The sequence below is a fragment of the Pseudomonas sp. MDT1-17 genome, assembly GCF_054898105.1.
Genome location: NZ_JBUBVM010000001.1, coordinates 5,091,717 through 5,105,935 on the forward strand (window position 1 = coordinate 5,091,717; position 14,219 = coordinate 5,105,935).

The following is a 14,219-nucleotide window of genomic DNA, read 5'->3' on the forward strand; positions in this document are numbered from 1 at the left end:
AGCAAGCCCGCTCCCACATGGATTGCGCTTGACTGACTGGAATTAGGGCAAGCCCCCTCGCCACAGGTCTTGTGTCTGACGCGCCTTCACTCTTACAGCAACTCAAAACTCTGCGCCTTCACATCCTGAGAATCCAGACCGATCTGCACCTGGAACTCGCCCGGCTCGGCGGCGTATTCCAACTGAGCGTTGAAGAACTTCAAGTCGTTCTCATCAATGCTGAAGTGGACCGCTTTCTCTTCTCCGGCTTTGAGCATGATTTTTTTAAAGTTCTTCAGTTCTTTGACCGGACGGCTGAGGGAGCCAACGACATCGCGAATATACAGCTGAACCACTGTTTCGCCGTCGCGCTGGCCGATATTCTTCACCATGACGCTGGCGACGAGCTTGTCGGTCTTGTTCAGTGTGGTCGAAGACAGGGCCATGTCGGTCAGGCTGAAATCGGTATAACTCAGCCCATAGCCGAAGGGATAAAGCGGACCATGGGATTGATCGAAATATTGAGACGTGTAGTTGCGAGGCCCACCCGGCAGGTAGGGGCGGCCGGTGTTCAAATGGCTGTAGTAATTCGGGATCTGCCCCACGGAGCGTGGAAAGGTGATGGGTAACTTGCCGGAGGGGTTGTAGTCACCGAACAATACATCGGCAACGGCGTTGCCTCCTTCAGAGCCGCTGTACCAGGTTTCCAGAATTGCATCGGCCTGCTTCTGCTCCTTGCCGATGGAAAGTGGCCGGCCGTTCATCAATACCAGTACCAGCGGCTTGCCGGTGGCTTTCAGGGCGGTGATCAATTCACTCTGGCGCCCTGGCAGATCGAGGCTGGTTCGACTGGCCGCTTCATGAGACATACGGCGGGGCTCACCCACTACTGCAATCACAACATCGGCTTGTTGTGCAGCCTTGACCGCTTCGTCGATCATTTCTGCTGCCGGACGAGCGTCGTTCTCGATTTCGGACGCTCCCAGGTATTTGATAACCTCTTGATCCTCCGTGAGATTGACGCCTCGGGCATAGATCAGCGAGCCCTTATCCATAGCGTTTTTCAGCCCGTCGTAGATCGTCACCGATTGCGCGGCCACGCCACTTGCAGACCAACTGCCCATGATGTCGACGGTACTTTTTGCCAACGGGCCTATGAGCGCGATCACGCCTTCTTTTTTTAGCGGCAGGAGTCCGTTTTCATTCTTCAGCAGCACCAATGTCTTGCGTGCCACCTCTCGGGCCTGGGCTCTGTGCAGACGGTGTTCGGCATTGTTGTCAGCGGGGTCTTCACTGGCAACGCCGATGCGCCGGTAAGGGTCTTCGAACAACCCCATGTCGTACTTGGCCCCCAGGACTTCCCGCACTGCGTTATCGATATTGCTCTGGGAAACAGCGCCAGACTCAAGCAGCCCGGGTAGCTCCGGACCATAGGAGAAGTCGTTCATGCTCATATCAACACCGGCCTTGATCGCGAGTCTGGCCGCTTCGCGGTGATTCTTCGCAACACCATGCTGAACCAGATCGTTTATCCCATTGTGGTCGCTGATGACCAGCCCCTTGAAGCCCCACGCTTTGCGAAGCAGGTCTTGCATCAACCATGCATTGGAAGCGGCTGGCACGCCATTTATCGAGTTAAGCGCCACCATCATTGCTCCCGCGCCACCCTCAATCGCCGAACGATAAGGTGGCAGGTAGTCCTGGTGCATTCTGGCCAGGCCCATGTCGACGCTGTTGTAGTCGCGTCCACCCTCGACAGCACCATACAACGCGAAGTGTTTGGCGCTGGCCATGATGCTGTCGGGTGCATTCAGGCTTTTGCCCTGGTAGGCCTGAACCATCACTTTGGCAATGCGCGAAACCAGATAGGTGTCTTCACCGAAGCCTTCGGATGTACGCCCCCAGCGAGGATCACGGGCGATATCTATCATCGGTGCAAAGGTCAAATCGATACCGTCCGCACTGGCTTCTTTCGCCGCCGTTCGACCGCTCAACTCGATGGCGTCCATATCCCAGCTGGAGGCCAGCGCCAGGCCAATGGGGAAAATGGTTCGATGGCCGTGTATCACGTCCCAGCCGAAAAACATCGGTATTTTCAGGCGGCTTTGTTGAGCCGCGTCCTGCATGGGTCGGTTTACGTAACGGCTCACAGAGCCGTATGTACCACCGATTCGCCCGGCGGCGATCTCTTCGCGTATCTTTTCGGGCGTCATCTTTTCATCAATAGCGATCAGCCGCAGTTGGCCGATCTTTTCCTCCTGGGTCATCTGATTTATCAGGTGGGTGACAAAGTCATCTTTGTTTGACGATTCCATATCGGCCAGGACGGGCAGACTTATAAACCCGATCAGGGCACACAGCAGACGTAATCTTTTCATGATTGCCTTCCCTGTGGCGCATACCACCTGCTTGCCTTTGAAACGCCACCTTTCCTTGTGTTGAAAATCAGAAAGCTGACGTTCAAACATTGCTGCTGACGGGGCTGAAAGCCACTGAGCTTTCAGGATCCCGCATAGAAATAGCGTAGTCGCTCCGACGCTCCTGCCTGAGAGAAAGAATAGAACCGATCAAAAAATGAGTTTGATCCGGGCGCAAAACAACTGTACAAAAACACAGTATATTTTGACTCAGCACTTTCGAGCCCGGAGAACACCATGGCCTCTCTTGCGATGAAAATCACCTTGGAACGTATCACCCTTTTCCAATTCACCCCCGCGCATTGCGCTCAGGCCCGAGCGATGCTGGGTTGGAGTGTGGAGGAGCTGTCTCGGGAATCCGGGGTTTCGGTTGACGCTATTCAGCGCTTCGAGGCGGAGCGTGATGTGCTGGATGTGACCCGGCTTGCGCTGGCTTACCGGTTTGAATCGGAGGGATTGGTTTTCTTCCCGGGGTTCACGCCGGGGAGAGGGATGAATGTGAAAGGGTCTACGCCGAATCCGGTGGGGCGTGGGGATTATGCGATGGTTGAGTGAGGTGTCAGCGAATGAGTGAAGTCAATGGAAGCGACAGCTGTGTTTATGAGGCGCTGGAATATCCCGATGCGGGTGAGATGCGGGCTAAATCTGAATACGTTATGAAGATTGGCATATTTCTCGAAACCGGTCGGCTGAGTAAGACTGAGGCGGCACAAAAGCTCGGACTGTCTCAGGAGGAGCTGAATGAAATGCTCCGCGGAAAATTTCGCGATTTGACCGTGGCAAAGATCTCGGAATATCTAGACCAGCTACAAGATGAACGCAGCTAATTCAGTTGTGAAACTCGGGCCGCTCCCGTGGGTCGGCCCGGGGCGACACATCATCAAGCGTTCTGAGGCTCCACCTGATCACCAACGTTTTCCATCTCCGACCACCAAGCCCCACCCCGCTGCGGATACATCACATTAAACGCCTCCCCCATCTGCGGCGTGGTAATCGAAACATTGCGCTCCCAGGCCAACGCCAGAATGCGGTCGAAGGGTTCGTACCAGGCGTGCATCGACAAATCGAAGGTGCCGTTGTGAATCGGCAATAACCAGCGACCTTTGAGGTCAATGTGCGCTTGCAAAGTTTCCTCAGGCTGCATGTGAACGTGAGGCCACTCGACGTTGTAGGCACCGGTTTCCATGAGCGTCAGATCGAAGGGGCCGTACTGTTCGCCGATGCGTTTGAAGCCATCGAAGTAGCCGCTGTCGCCGCTGAAGAAGATCCGCGTGTCGCCGTCGATCATCACCCACGAGGCCCACAATGTGCTGTTGCCATCGAACAGACCACGACCGGAAAAGTGTTGTGATGGTGTGGCGATGAACTGGATGCCATCAATTTCTGTGCCCTGCCACCAATCCAGTTGGCGCACTTTGCTGGCGTCGACGCCCCACTTGATCAAGGTGTCGCCCACGCCCAGCGGCGTCAGAAAATACTTGGCCTTGTCCGCCAGTTTGAGCACGGCCTGATAATCGAGGTGGTCGTAGTGATCGTGGGACAGGATCACGGCTTCGATAGGCGGCAACTCTTCGAGGCTGATCGGCGGCTGGTGGAAGCGCTTGGGGCCGGCCCATTGCACCGGCGAGGCGCGCTCGGCGAAGACCGGGTCGGTGATCCAGAATTTGTCCCGCAGTTTCAGCAGTACGGTGGAATGACCGAGTCGGTAAACGCTGTGGTTAGGTGCGGCGATCAACGCTGCCTGAGTCAGGGTTTGCACCGGGACGGGTGCGGTCGGGCGGGTGTTACGCGGTTTTTGGAAGATCATGCTCCACATGATGCGCAGGGTTTTGCGAAAGCCTTCGCGCTTAACCTGCGCATGGTTTCGATAGAGCCCTTCTACCTGACGGGAAGCTTCAGGCGTAGAGGCGTTATCCGATGGGGAAGTTAATGTGGCCATGACTGAATGACTCCAGGAAAACCACGTGATTCGCGGTTCTCCGCTTGGGATGGTAAATGGCCAAGGCACGCACGCATCAGCCGGAGACGCTATTCTTCACTGCGCAGGATTAACAAAACATTACACTGCACAGTGTAGTTTCAAGGTTGCATCAAAGCCGATCACAAGTAAACTGCCAAGTGTAATTCTTACTTCTTACTACCGAAGCGTACTTATGACAGCTCCACAGCGCCTCACCGACCGAAAACGCGAAGCGATCATTCAGGCGGCGATTGCCGAATTCCGTGCCAATGGTTTCGACATCACCAGCATGGACAAGATCGCTGCTACCGCCGGCGTGTCGAAGCGCACGGTGTACAACCATTTCCCCAGCAAGGAAGAGTTGTTCGCCGAAATTCTCAATCAATTGTGGGCGCGGGTGACGGCAGAACAAGAAACGCCCTACCGCCCTGATCTGCCGTTGCGCGACCAGATGCGCCTGATGCTGATGGCGAAAATGCAGATGCTGGGCGATGACAATTTTCTCGACCTGGCGCGAGTGGCCATTGCCGCCACCATCCATTCCCCCGAGCGCGCGCAGAACATGGTTGCCCGAATGGGCGAACGTGAAGAAGGCCTGACCGTATGGATCCGCGCCGCCCAGGCCGATGGTCGTTTGAAACCGGTCGCCCCCGAATTCGCCGCTCAACAGATTCAGGGAATGCTCAAATCCTTTGCGTTCTGGCCGCAGATTTCCATGGGTTTGCCCGGCTTGTCAGCCGAAATGCAGAGCACTGTTGTCGAGTCGGCGCTGGACATGTTCCTGGCCTGCTATCAGCTCTGAATCGAGCTGCAATAAATGACAAGGTCTGCCGATTCCGATCACAGGTCGCTCTGAATAAAACACCGCAGTGTGTTTCAGAATGAAACTGGCACTGGGGCTATAGTGAGCCTCAGTCCCAGCGCCATGCAGAGAAGCATCATGACCACGACGACTTGCGACTAAACCCAGCGCCCCCGTCGATCAAGCCTGACCTCGGAAATGCATCAGCACTTCGTGGGCAAGGATCAGCCCAAGGCCTGATGCCCATCAAGACAATTTCAACGCCCGCCCCAACTCATCGAATAACGTCACCACCGAGCGCAAGGCGCGGCAGTCAGGGCGGGTCAGTAACCAGAGCGCTGTGTCGTAACCGTGTAGCGGTTCGCTCAACGGTTGCAGCCCGTCACCGATGAGGAAGTCCGGCAATGCCGCGACACCGAGTCCGGCCCGCACCAGCTCAGTCACCGACAACATGCTGTTGCAGCGATAACCCGGTGTGACGCCGGGCAACTGCTGACGGCGCCACGCGACCGTGGGGTGATCAGGCAGGAAGTCGTCCGGGGCAATCCAGGTCAGCGACGCCAGGTCTTCGCAATTGACCGATTTCAGGTACGCCGCGCTGGCACAGACTCGATACGAGACTTCAGCCAATCGCCGGCCGACCAAGTGCTCGGGCGGTGTGCGGGTCAGGCGCAAGGCGATATCCGCATCCCGACGGCTGAGGTTGGCGAAGTCGTTGGAGGTACTCAATTCGATGGTCAGCGCCGGGTAGGACGGCATGAACCGCGCCAATGCGGGCAACAGCAAACCCTGCAGTACCGAATCGGTGCAGGTCAGGCGCACGGTGCCGCTGATGACTTCACCGCCCTGTTCCACACCAATGCGCGCCGCCTCCAGCGCCTGTTCGGCCCGTTCAGCCTGCTCGGCGAGGGTCTGCGCCAAGGTGGTGGGCAAGTAGCCGGCGCGGCTCTTTTCGAACAGTTGCTGGCCCAGCGCGGCTTCCAGTCGGCGCACGGCGCGAAACACCGTCGAGACGTCGACCTTCAACAGCGTCGACGCCCGCGCCAGAGAGCCGCCGCGCACCAGCGCGAGGATCAGGGACAGGTCGGGATAATCCAGTCGATAGTGCGTCGGTGCATTGATCAATTGGGATAACGCCAATATTGAGTGCGTGAACGCCAATCTATAGTGGGTGCCAGGAATCAACAAGCGTGGAGCGCACTCATGGAAACCCGCCCAATCCGCATCGCCCTGATCGGCGATTACGACTCGAACGTCACCGCTCACCAAGCCATTCCCGTCGCCCTCGGCATGGCCGCCGAACACGCAGGCACAGACGTGCAGTTCCAGTGGTTGGCCACCGACCGCATCAGCACCGATACGCCGCTGACTGACTTCGACGGTTTCTGGTGCGTGCCCGCCAGCCCTTACCGCGATGTGGACGGTGCATTGCGGGCGATTCGTTTTGCCCGTGAACAGCAACGACCCTTCCTGGGTACCTGCGGCGGGTTTCAACACGCCGTACTCGAATACGCCCGACATGTTCTCGGCTGGGACGATGCCGAACATGGCGAGACATCGCCCGAGGCGGCGCGAGTGCTGCTCACACCACTGACCTGCTCGCTGGTGGAGGCGGTCGACAGCATTCATCTGGTTGAAGGGTCGTTGATCGCCCAGGCGTACGAAAGCGCCGAGATTGTCGAAGGATATCGCTGCCGCTACGGGGTTAATCCAGCGTTCGAACGTGAGTTGTTGACCCAACAGCTGTGCGCCGTTGGACACGATGCTTTGGGCGACTTGCGGGCGGTGGAATTGCGCGGGCATCCGTTCTTCGTCGCGACGCTGTTCCAACCTGAACGCGCAGCGCTCAAGGGTAAGCTGCCGCCGCTGGTCCGTGCGTTGATCGCAGCCTGCAAAAGGCAGAAATCATGATCGCCAAGACGCCGCCAGCGCCTTACTACGCGGTGATTTTTACCTCCCTGCGCACCGACGGTGATCACGGTTACGAGCAGGCCGTCAGGCGCATGGTCGAACTGGCCCGTGAGCAACCCGGTTTCCTGGGTGTGGAATCGGCTCGGGGTGAGGATGGACTCGGGATCACGGTGTCCTACTGGGCCAGCGAAGCGGCGATTCTGGCGTGGAAACATCATCCCGAACACAGCGAGATTCGCGAGCGCGGGCGGTCGACGTGGTATTCGGCGTGTCATACGCGGGTGTGCAAGGTTGAGCGGGCTTATGCGTTCAAGCAGTGAGTGATGCGGTGTTCTTCAGGCCTCTTCGCGAGCAGGCTCGCTCCCACATTGGTCTTGTGATCGACACATAACTAATGTGGGAGCGAGCCTGCTCGCGAAGAGGCCAGCACAAACACCACAAAACTCAGCTCTGCACCAGACTGCGAACCGCCGAAATCTCCGGCACTTCCCGCCGATTCATATACACCCGCAACGGCTCGGTGATGTTGATCCGGTCATCGATGTTCTGATCCAGCAACAACTGAATCAACTCACGCTTGAGCGTCATGGCCTGTCCGGAACCCGAGGCCCAGACGAATTCACTGGTGGGAATAATGCCGTCGTCAGCCACGTCCATGCCGAAGGAGTCTTCGCTGAAACGAACAATGTACTGGCCGGTCTTGCGATTGAGGCCGACGAAGCCTTTGAGTTGGTCGGCGGCCTGGCAGATGAGTTCGGAAGTGATGCGCATGATAAACCTCACAAAAGGTCGTAAAGGACCGGTGATCGATGGTTTACACGCAGGGCAAGCGAATGGATTTCCCTCTGCCGGGGAAATGCCGGGGCCAAGAGTACTGCAAAGAACCGCACAAAAGTGCGGAAAAAATCAGCTTTAAACACGTTTATGTCGGTCTGGCGATAGCGCAAGCGGCGCTCAGTTGTTAAAAGAGACGTCTTTGTAAATCTGCGAAAGGACCTCGACCATGCCTGTTACCTTCACCAAGAGCGCCCTGTTGCTGAGTCTGATGCTGGCCCTCGGCCAGGCACAGGCCGCCAGCGAGCCAAGCCCCACCGCATTGGCAACCCGCATGGGCATCCCGCATCCGGCAGTGATCGCCCACCGTGGCGCGTCCTTCGATGCCCCGGAATCCACCGCCGCCGCCTACAAACTGGCCCGAGACCTGGGTGCCGACTACCTGGAAATGGACGTGCAACGCAGCAAGGACGGCGTGCTCTTCGCCCTGCACGACGACAACCTGCAACGCACCACCGACGTAGCCAGTAAATTCCCTGAGCGCAAGGACCGCCCGGCCAACGAGTTCACTATCGCCGAGCTGAAAACCCTCGATGCCGGCAGCTGGTTCAACACCGCCTACCCGGATCGCGCGCGTCCCTCCTACGCCGGCCTGAAGATTCTAACCCTCGACGAAATCATCGACATCGCTCAGGGCAATCCGCTGCACAAGCCAGGCCTGTACATCGAAACCAAAGAACCGAAGCAATTCCCCGGGATCGAGCGCGACCTCAAGGATAAATTGCAGGACCGCGGCTGGCTGAGCCCGGCCGGTTCGAAACTGGCGAAGAGCAATCTGGCGGTGGGCCAGGGCAAAGGCAAGGTCGTGCTGCAAACCTTCGACAAGAGCAGCCTCGAACTGCTCGAGAAGGAAATGCCGAAAGTGCCAAAAATCCTCCTGCTATGGGTTGGCGAAGGCAGCATCGAGCCGAAGTCCAAGGTGACGTTTGCTGAATCCGGTGACAAAGACAAAGCCACTTATTACGCCAAACAACAACCGAAAGACAAAGCCGAGTTCCAGCAATGGGTCGAGTACGCCAAAGCCCAGGGCGCGATCGGCACCGGTCCTTCTGCCGCGCTGGCCAAGGGTGGCGATCAGAGCTACTCGGACCTGGTGCAACCGTGGATGAACCAGTACACCCACGATCAGGGCTTGCTGGTGCACGTCTACACCATCGACGATGCCGTGGATTACCAGAAAGTCATGGACGCCGGTGTCGATGGCATCTTCACCAACCGCGCCAGCGAACTGCTCAAGTTCTACAAACGCCCGGCGGCTGCCAGTGTTGCGCAATTACTGCAGAACAACGGTTATTGATGAACGAGGGAACGATCTTTACTCAGTCCCGATCGGAGAATTAAGGGTGGATTAAGTTGCGCCGGTTAACCTGATCCCACTTAAACAGATCACCCCAAGGAAAGAACCTCATGAAAACCCTGACTGCCCTGTTCACTGCCGCGGCCCTGACCCTCACCGCTGGCCTGGCCCAGGCCGATGTCCGCGTCGACCAGATCCCTGAGCTGGTCAAGAGCGGCAAGATCAAGCCACTGGAAGAAATGAACCAGGCGGCTCTGAAATTGCACCCAGGTGCAACCATCACCGACACCGATCTGGACAACCACTTCAATAACTACGAGTACGAAGTGGAACTGAAAACCGCTGACGGCAAAGAATTTGACGTGGACTTCGATGCCACCACCGGCAAAGTCCTGAGCGACAAGCAAGACACCTGATGCACACATAAAAAGCCGCACGATTTTCGGATCGTGCGGCTTTTTTTGCATGTCCGATTCAGACAATCAAGTCGCGCCAACGCAGCGCCAGCCCGCTAGAATCCCACCATGTTGTTCAGGCAGAGGTCGATTGAAATGGGGCAAGCAGCGGCTGCAGACATCGCCACGATCGGCCGGATCAGCGCGGTGCCGGCGATTCTTCAGGTGATCCGTGAGTTGACCGGCCTGCGCTTCGCCGCGGTGGCTCGCGTTACCGAAGACTCCTGGACCGCTTGCGCTGTGCTTGATCAACTGGATTTCGGTTTGCAAGTCGGCGGTGAACTGGATCTGGTCACGACGCTGTGCCATGAAATTCGCCAGGCGCATCATTCGGTGGTCATCGACAAGGCCAGTGAAGACCCGCTTTACCGCGATCACCACACCCCTCGTCTCTATCAGTTCGAAAGCTACATCGCCGTGCCGATTTTCCGCACCGATGGACGCTTTTTCGGCACCATCTGCGCCCTCGACCCCAACCCTGCACCACTCAAATCCAGCACGATCCAGAGCACCATGGAATCCTTCGCCCGCATGCTGGCGCTGCAGATCGAGGCCGAAGAAACCCTGCAGCAAACCGAAGCAGCGCTGCGGCAGGAACGCGAAACCGCCGAACTGCGCGAACAGTTCATCGCCGTGCTCGGACATGACCTGCGCAACCCCTTGTTCGCCATCAGCGCCGGCGCTGAAATGCTCTTGCGCAAACTCCCTGACCCGGCGAATGAGCAACGGGTGCGGCATATCCTCACCAGCGCCCAACGAGCAAGCAGACTGGTCGACGACGTACTGGATTTCGCTCGCAGCTCTTTGGGACGTGGCATTCCTGTCAACATTGAGCCGTCCCCGGACCTTGAAGAGGCATTACGGCATGTGATTTCTGAGGTCCAGAGCGTCCATCCCGACCGCATCATCAAGTCGTCCATCGGCGACTTGCACAGCGTTCATTGCGATCGTGAGCGGCTTGAGCAGTTACTCTCCAATCTGGTGGCGAACGCGGTTGCCCACGGAGATCCCGACGGATCGATCGATATCAGTGCGCAGATCAAGGAAGGGCAGTTGGTGCTGAGTGTGAAAAATCAGGGGCAGATTGCCGACGATGCGCTGCCTCACCTGTTCCGGCCCTACTCGCGACCGGCCAGCGGTACACCGCAGGCCGGCCTCGGGTTGGGGTTGTACATTGCCAGTCAGATTGCGCAGTCCCATGGCGGAAAACTGGACGTGGTATCGACCGAGCAACAGGGCACGACGTTTACCTTCAGTCTTCCAGCACGGATTTAAGCGGTTGTACTGACCAAAGAACCCGAAGCGCTGGAATCGGAATCCTGCAACGCCTGCAACAACGCCGCCGTCGCCGTCCGCAATGAGCCCGATGTCGTCGCGATCTGCGACTGCGCTAGGGGATTACGATGGTCATCGACATCGACACGACTGACTTGAGATCGACTGTGTACCGACTCGGTAAGCAAACCGGTACACAGCCCTTCCGGTTACGCGCTTAAACGCGCCGTCACTTCATTCAACTGCCCCGACAACCCGTGCAGGTTGTGGCTGGCCGCTTCGGTGCGCTGCACATTGTCCAGGTTGGTGCTGGCGATGCTGGTGATTTCGGTGAGGTTGCGCGAGATGTCTTCGGCCACCGAGGTCTGCTCTTCGGCGGCGGTGGCGATCTGGCGGTTCATGTCGCGGATCGCTTCCACGGCAAGGGTGATGCGTTCCAGCATGGCGCCGGCCTGGGTCACTTGCTCGACACTTTCTTCACTGCGCGACTGACCGCTTTCAATCGCCTGGGCCGCATTCACCGCACCGGTTTGCACGGTTTGGATGATCTGGTTGATTTCGATGATCGACGCCGCCGTGCGCTGGGCCAGGCTGCGGACTTCATCGGCGACCACGGCGAACCCGCGCCCTGCTTCACCGGCACGGGCCGCTTCAATGGCGGCGTTGAGCGCCAGCAGATTGGTCTGCTCGGCGATGCCGCGAATCACTTCCAGTACCTTGCCGATGCGCCCGCTGTCGGTTTCCAGACGACGGATGACCGTGGCGGTGTTGGCAATTTCACCACGCATTTGGGTGATGGTGTGAATGGTGCCCTGCATGACTTTTTCGCCCTGCTGAGCAGACTGGTCGGCATCGTCGGCGGCACGCGCGGCATCAGCGGCGTGACGCGCGACTTCTTGCGCGGTGGCGGACATTTCGTTCATCGCCGTGGCCACCTGATCGGTGCGGTTGAACTGCTCGTTGGTGCCGCTGGCCATGTGGCTGGCGATGGAATTCAGTTCACCGCTGGCGCTGTCCAGATCCTTGGCACTGCGCTGCAAACGGCTGAAGGTTTCGGCGAGGAAATCGCGCAGGGTGTTGGCCGCTACCGCCAACTTGCCCAACTCATCCTGTCGGCTGCTGGCCACGCGTTCGGCAAACTTGCCCTGGCTGAGTTGCGCCACGTACTCGATCAATTTGCGAATCGGTTCCACCAGGTTGCGGTTGACCAGCCACAGGCTCAACAGGCCGATCAGCAGACCCGAGGCGAGCATCACAATGGTCCCCAGCAACACGGTGCGATCGGCGTCGGCGCTGATCAGCTTCGATTGCTCAACACCCTGCTTGCGCATTTCGCTGACCAACTCGCTCATCTGATCGCTGGTGGCACGGTCCACACCTTTGACCGCCGTGTCGCCAGCCGTTGGGTCGGCACCTGCCGCCACATAGGCGTCACGACCTTTTTGATAAGCCGTACCCAACAGGCGATGTTCGTCCCGCAGGCGTTCGATGCGAGTTTTGAGTTGCGGGTCAATGCCCTTCTGCCCGGCCAATTCACCGAGGATGCCCTGCACATCGCGCTGACGCGCCTCGAATTGCTTCCAGTATTTGTCCAGGTCCGCAGGCTGCTTGCCGCGTAGCAGAACGTTTTTCCACTCCTGAACCTGAACCTTGAATTGCAGGTTGGCTTCATCGATCAATTGCGAGGTGTGCAGCGGGCCTTCGATCAGATTCGCGTAGTTCTGAACACCGTTGGACAGAAAGTGAAAGCAGGCCAGGGCGATCAGCAACATGGCCAACAGGCTGCCGCTCAACAAGGCGAGGATTTGCGCTCTCAAAGATTTTTGCAAAAACATCGAGTGATACTCATGACAGGGATGAAGCACGCAGGCGTGCAAGGTGTCCGGACATCCCTGTCGGCGACGCTGGCCCAAGACCGGACCGCGAAATTCAACATCAGCTTCATCGGCGTGCCAGAGCCTTTCTTTAGCGCATCCGACCACCGGCAGAGGTGAATTTTCAGCGCCACGAGACTGTCACAAAACCGTCAAAAATCCTTGCGATGATGCGGCTCAAGTGAACCTGTGAAACCCGCCGTAACGCGATCTGTAGCACCTGGCGAGCCTGCTGCTACACAAAGCGACCGACAGTGCCTCCTTCAGTGAGCTCTCATGAACCACAGCATCGACCAAAGCCATCGCGACCCGGACCTGTTCGGTCTGCTGTACGGTTTCAGTTTTCGTCCCGGTGAGCGCGGCCGGGAGATCGACTCGGCCAAGGCCCTGCAATGCCTGCAACAGCCCGGCGAAAGCGATGAATTTCTCTGGCTGCACCTGAACCTCGCCCACGCCGCCTGCGAGCGCTGGATGAAGAGCCATCTGGAATTGCCGGACGAGTTTTTCGAAGCATTGCACGAGGGTTCACGTTCGACGCGCATCGAGCATGTGGATTCGGCGTTGCTGGCGGTGGTCAACGATGTGGTGTTCAACCTCAGCAGCATGGTCTCTTCGGATGTCTCGACGCTGTGGGTCTGCGCCCGCAGTCGGCTGATCATCAGCGCACGCCTGCAACCGCTGCACTCGGTAGACAAGCTGCGCTCGTCGGTGAAGGCCGGTGAGTGCTTTCGCTCGCCGCTGGAATTGCTGGTGCATCTGCTGCGCGATCAGGGTGAAGTGCTGACCCAGATCGTGCGCAAGACCAGCCTCAGCGTCGATCAAGTCGAAGATGAGTTGCTGTCCTCGCGGCTGTCGACCAATCGCGCCGAACTGGGTGCCAACCGCCGGGTGCTGGTGCGCCTGCAACGCTTGTTGGCGCTGGAGCCGGGCTCATTGCTGCGCCTGCTCAATCGCCCACCGCAATGGTTGCAGAAGGAAGACGTCAAGGAACTGCGCAAGTCCACCGAGGAGTTCGCGCTGATCATCAACGACCTCACGGCGTTGGGCGAGCGGATCAAACTGTTGCAGGAAGAAATCGCCGCCAACCTCAACGAACAGAGCAACCGCACGCTGTTCACCCTGACCGTGGTGACGGTGCTGGCGTTGCCGATCAACATCATCGCCGGGTTCTTTGGCATGAACGTCGGTGGGGTGCCGCTTTCCGGTGATCCGGAGGGGTTCTGGATTCTGGTGGCATTGGTCGCGACGTTTACCGTGATCGCCGGGCGTTGGGCGTTTCGTAAGCGCCAGGATTATTAAGATCAAAAGATCGCAGCCTCGTTTCACTCGACAGCTCCTACAGGGTTGCGCATTCCAAATGTAGGAGCTGTCGAGTGAAACGAGGCTGCGATCTTTTGATCTGCCTTTAAAAACCC

The 14,219-nt window shown here is 58.1% G+C and carries 14 protein-coding genes and 1 pseudogene; 9 read left to right on the top strand and 6 right to left on the bottom strand.

The annotated features are described in order from the left end of the window. Positions 1-92: 92 nt before the first annotated feature. Positions 93-2,357 carry a beta-glucosidase BglX gene (gene bglX, locus ACYZTX_RS23595; protein WP_462036064.1) on the bottom strand — a complete coding sequence of 755 codons (2,265 nt, stop codon included), beginning with the start codon at positions 2,355-2,357 and terminating at the stop codon, positions 93-95. Between the two features lie 276 nt (positions 2,358-2,633). Here bglX and ACYZTX_RS23600 point away from each other — a divergent pair, with 276 nt between their 5' ends. Further along, positions 2,634-2,951 carry a helix-turn-helix domain-containing protein gene (locus ACYZTX_RS23600; RefSeq protein WP_462036065.1) on the top strand — a complete coding sequence of 106 codons (318 nt, stop codon included), beginning with the start codon at positions 2,634-2,636 and terminating at the stop codon, positions 2,949-2,951. 11 nt (positions 2,952-2,962) lie between these two features. Beyond that, a complete protein-coding gene (locus tag ACYZTX_RS23605; protein WP_462036066.1) occupies positions 2,963-3,223 on the top strand; it encodes an XRE family transcriptional regulator in 261 nt (86 codons plus the stop codon). A gap of 53 nt (positions 3,224-3,276) precedes the next feature. Here ACYZTX_RS23605 and ACYZTX_RS23610 read toward each other — a convergent pair whose 3' ends face one another. Beyond that, positions 3,277-4,335 carry an MBL fold metallo-hydrolase gene (locus tag ACYZTX_RS23610; protein ID WP_462036067.1) on the bottom strand — a complete coding sequence of 353 codons (1,059 nt, stop codon included), beginning with the start codon at positions 4,333-4,335 and terminating at the stop codon, positions 3,277-3,279. A 214-nt stretch (positions 4,336-4,549) separates the two neighbouring features. Here ACYZTX_RS23610 and ACYZTX_RS23615 point away from each other — a divergent pair, with 214 nt between their 5' ends. Beyond that, positions 4,550-5,158, top strand: coding sequence for a TetR/AcrR family transcriptional regulator (locus ACYZTX_RS23615; protein WP_462036068.1), 609 nt, complete (start codon positions 4,550-4,552; stop codon positions 5,156-5,158). 246 nt (positions 5,159-5,404) lie between these two features. Here ACYZTX_RS23615 and ACYZTX_RS23620 read toward each other — a convergent pair whose 3' ends face one another. After that, positions 5,405-6,346: a LysR family transcriptional regulator gene (locus tag ACYZTX_RS23620; RefSeq protein WP_462036069.1), complete on the bottom strand. Its 942-nt coding sequence runs from the start codon at positions 6,344-6,346 to the stop codon at positions 5,405-5,407. A 15-nt stretch (positions 6,347-6,361) separates the two neighbouring features. Between ACYZTX_RS23620 and ACYZTX_RS23625 the strand changes: the two genes are divergently transcribed. Further along, the gene (locus ACYZTX_RS23625; protein WP_462036071.1) at positions 6,362-7,069 is read left to right on the top strand and encodes a CTP synthase C-terminal region-related (seleno)protein; all 708 of its coding nucleotides are present in this window, start codon (positions 6,362-6,364) and stop codon (positions 7,067-7,069) included. Beyond that, positions 7,066-7,389, top strand: a complete 324-nt coding sequence (locus ACYZTX_RS23630) for an antibiotic biosynthesis monooxygenase family protein (RefSeq protein WP_462036072.1) — start codon at positions 7,066-7,068, stop codon at positions 7,387-7,389. Before ACYZTX_RS23625 ends, ACYZTX_RS23630 begins: the two co-directional genes overlap by 4 nt. A 124-nt stretch (positions 7,390-7,513) precedes the next feature. On the opposite strand, the gene ACYZTX_RS23635 is transcribed toward ACYZTX_RS23630, so the two are convergent. Then, entirely contained in the window at positions 7,514-7,840 is a 327-nt protein-coding gene (locus tag ACYZTX_RS23635) for a DUF2025 family protein (protein WP_462036073.1), read from the bottom strand. A 232-nt stretch (positions 7,841-8,072) separates the two neighbouring features. On the opposite strand from ACYZTX_RS23635, the gene ACYZTX_RS23640 reads away from it, so the two are divergent. The 3 genes from ACYZTX_RS23640 (at position 8,073) to ACYZTX_RS23650 (ending at position 10,930) form a co-directional block, all read left to right on the top strand. Then, entirely contained in the window at positions 8,073-9,200 is a 1,128-nt protein-coding gene (locus ACYZTX_RS23640) for a glycerophosphodiester phosphodiesterase (protein ID WP_462036074.1), read from the top strand. Positions 9,201-9,310: 110 nt separating this feature from the next. Beyond that, positions 9,311-9,616: a PepSY domain-containing protein gene (locus ACYZTX_RS23645; RefSeq protein ID WP_010457288.1), complete on the top strand. Its 306-nt coding sequence runs from the start codon at positions 9,311-9,313 to the stop codon at positions 9,614-9,616. Positions 9,617-9,751: 135 nt separating this feature from the next. Then, the gene (locus tag ACYZTX_RS23650; RefSeq protein ID WP_462036075.1) at positions 9,752-10,930 is read left to right on the top strand and encodes a GAF domain-containing sensor histidine kinase; all 1,179 of its coding nucleotides are present in this window, start codon (positions 9,752-9,754) and stop codon (positions 10,928-10,930) included. Between the two features lie 209 nt (positions 10,931-11,139). Here the strand turns inward: ACYZTX_RS23650 and ACYZTX_RS23655 are convergent, their stop codons facing one another. Further along, positions 11,140-11,907 (bottom strand): methyl-accepting chemotaxis protein, encoded by a 768-nt coding sequence (locus ACYZTX_RS23655; RefSeq protein WP_462037101.1) that lies wholly within the window; start codon positions 11,905-11,907, stop codon positions 11,140-11,142. 165 nt (positions 11,908-12,072) lie between these two features. Next, a pseudogene (locus tag ACYZTX_RS23660) lies at positions 12,073-12,765 on the bottom strand (methyl-accepting chemotaxis protein); the annotation flags it as partial. Positions 12,766-13,080: 315 nt separating this feature from the next. Here ACYZTX_RS23660 and ACYZTX_RS23665 point away from each other — a divergent pair. Then, complete coding sequence (locus ACYZTX_RS23665) at positions 13,081-14,103, top strand: transporter (RefSeq protein ID WP_462036076.1); 1,023 nt, start codon at positions 13,081-13,083, stop codon at positions 14,101-14,103. The last annotated feature ends 116 nt before the right edge of the window (positions 14,104-14,219 follow it).

Coding starts and splice junctions, on each gene's coding strand:
- bglX (WP_462036064.1), bottom strand. CDS start 2,357: ATGAAAAGATTACGTCTGCTGTGTGCCCTGATCGGGTTTATAAGTCTG.
- ACYZTX_RS23600 (WP_462036065.1), top strand. CDS start 2,634: ATGGCCTCTCTTGCGATGAAAATCACCTTGGAACGTATCACCCTTTTC.
- ACYZTX_RS23605 (WP_462036066.1), top strand. CDS start 2,963: ATGAGTGAAGTCAATGGAAGCGACAGCTGTGTTTATGAGGCGCTGGAA.
- ACYZTX_RS23610 (WP_462036067.1), bottom strand. CDS start 4,335: ATGGCCACATTAACTTCCCCATCGGATAACGCCTCTACGCCTGAAGCT.
- ACYZTX_RS23615 (WP_462036068.1), top strand. CDS start 4,550: ATGACAGCTCCACAGCGCCTCACCGACCGAAAACGCGAAGCGATCATT.
- ACYZTX_RS23625 (WP_462036071.1), top strand. CDS start 6,362: ATGGAAACCCGCCCAATCCGCATCGCCCTGATCGGCGATTACGACTCG.
- ACYZTX_RS23630 (WP_462036072.1), top strand. CDS start 7,066: ATGATCGCCAAGACGCCGCCAGCGCCTTACTACGCGGTGATTTTTACC.
- ACYZTX_RS23635 (WP_462036073.1), bottom strand. CDS start 7,840: ATGCGCATCACTTCCGAACTCATCTGCCAGGCCGCCGACCAACTCAAA.
- ACYZTX_RS23640 (WP_462036074.1), top strand. CDS start 8,073: ATGCCTGTTACCTTCACCAAGAGCGCCCTGTTGCTGAGTCTGATGCTG.
- ACYZTX_RS23645 (WP_010457288.1), top strand. CDS start 9,311: ATGAAAACCCTGACTGCCCTGTTCACTGCCGCGGCCCTGACCCTCACC.
- ACYZTX_RS23650 (WP_462036075.1), top strand. CDS start 9,752: ATGGGGCAAGCAGCGGCTGCAGACATCGCCACGATCGGCCGGATCAGC.
- ACYZTX_RS23655 (WP_462037101.1), bottom strand. CDS start 11,907: ATGGCCAGCGGCACCAACGAGCAGTTCAACCGCACCGATCAGGTGGCC.
- ACYZTX_RS23665 (WP_462036076.1), top strand. CDS start 13,081: ATGAACCACAGCATCGACCAAAGCCATCGCGACCCGGACCTGTTCGGT.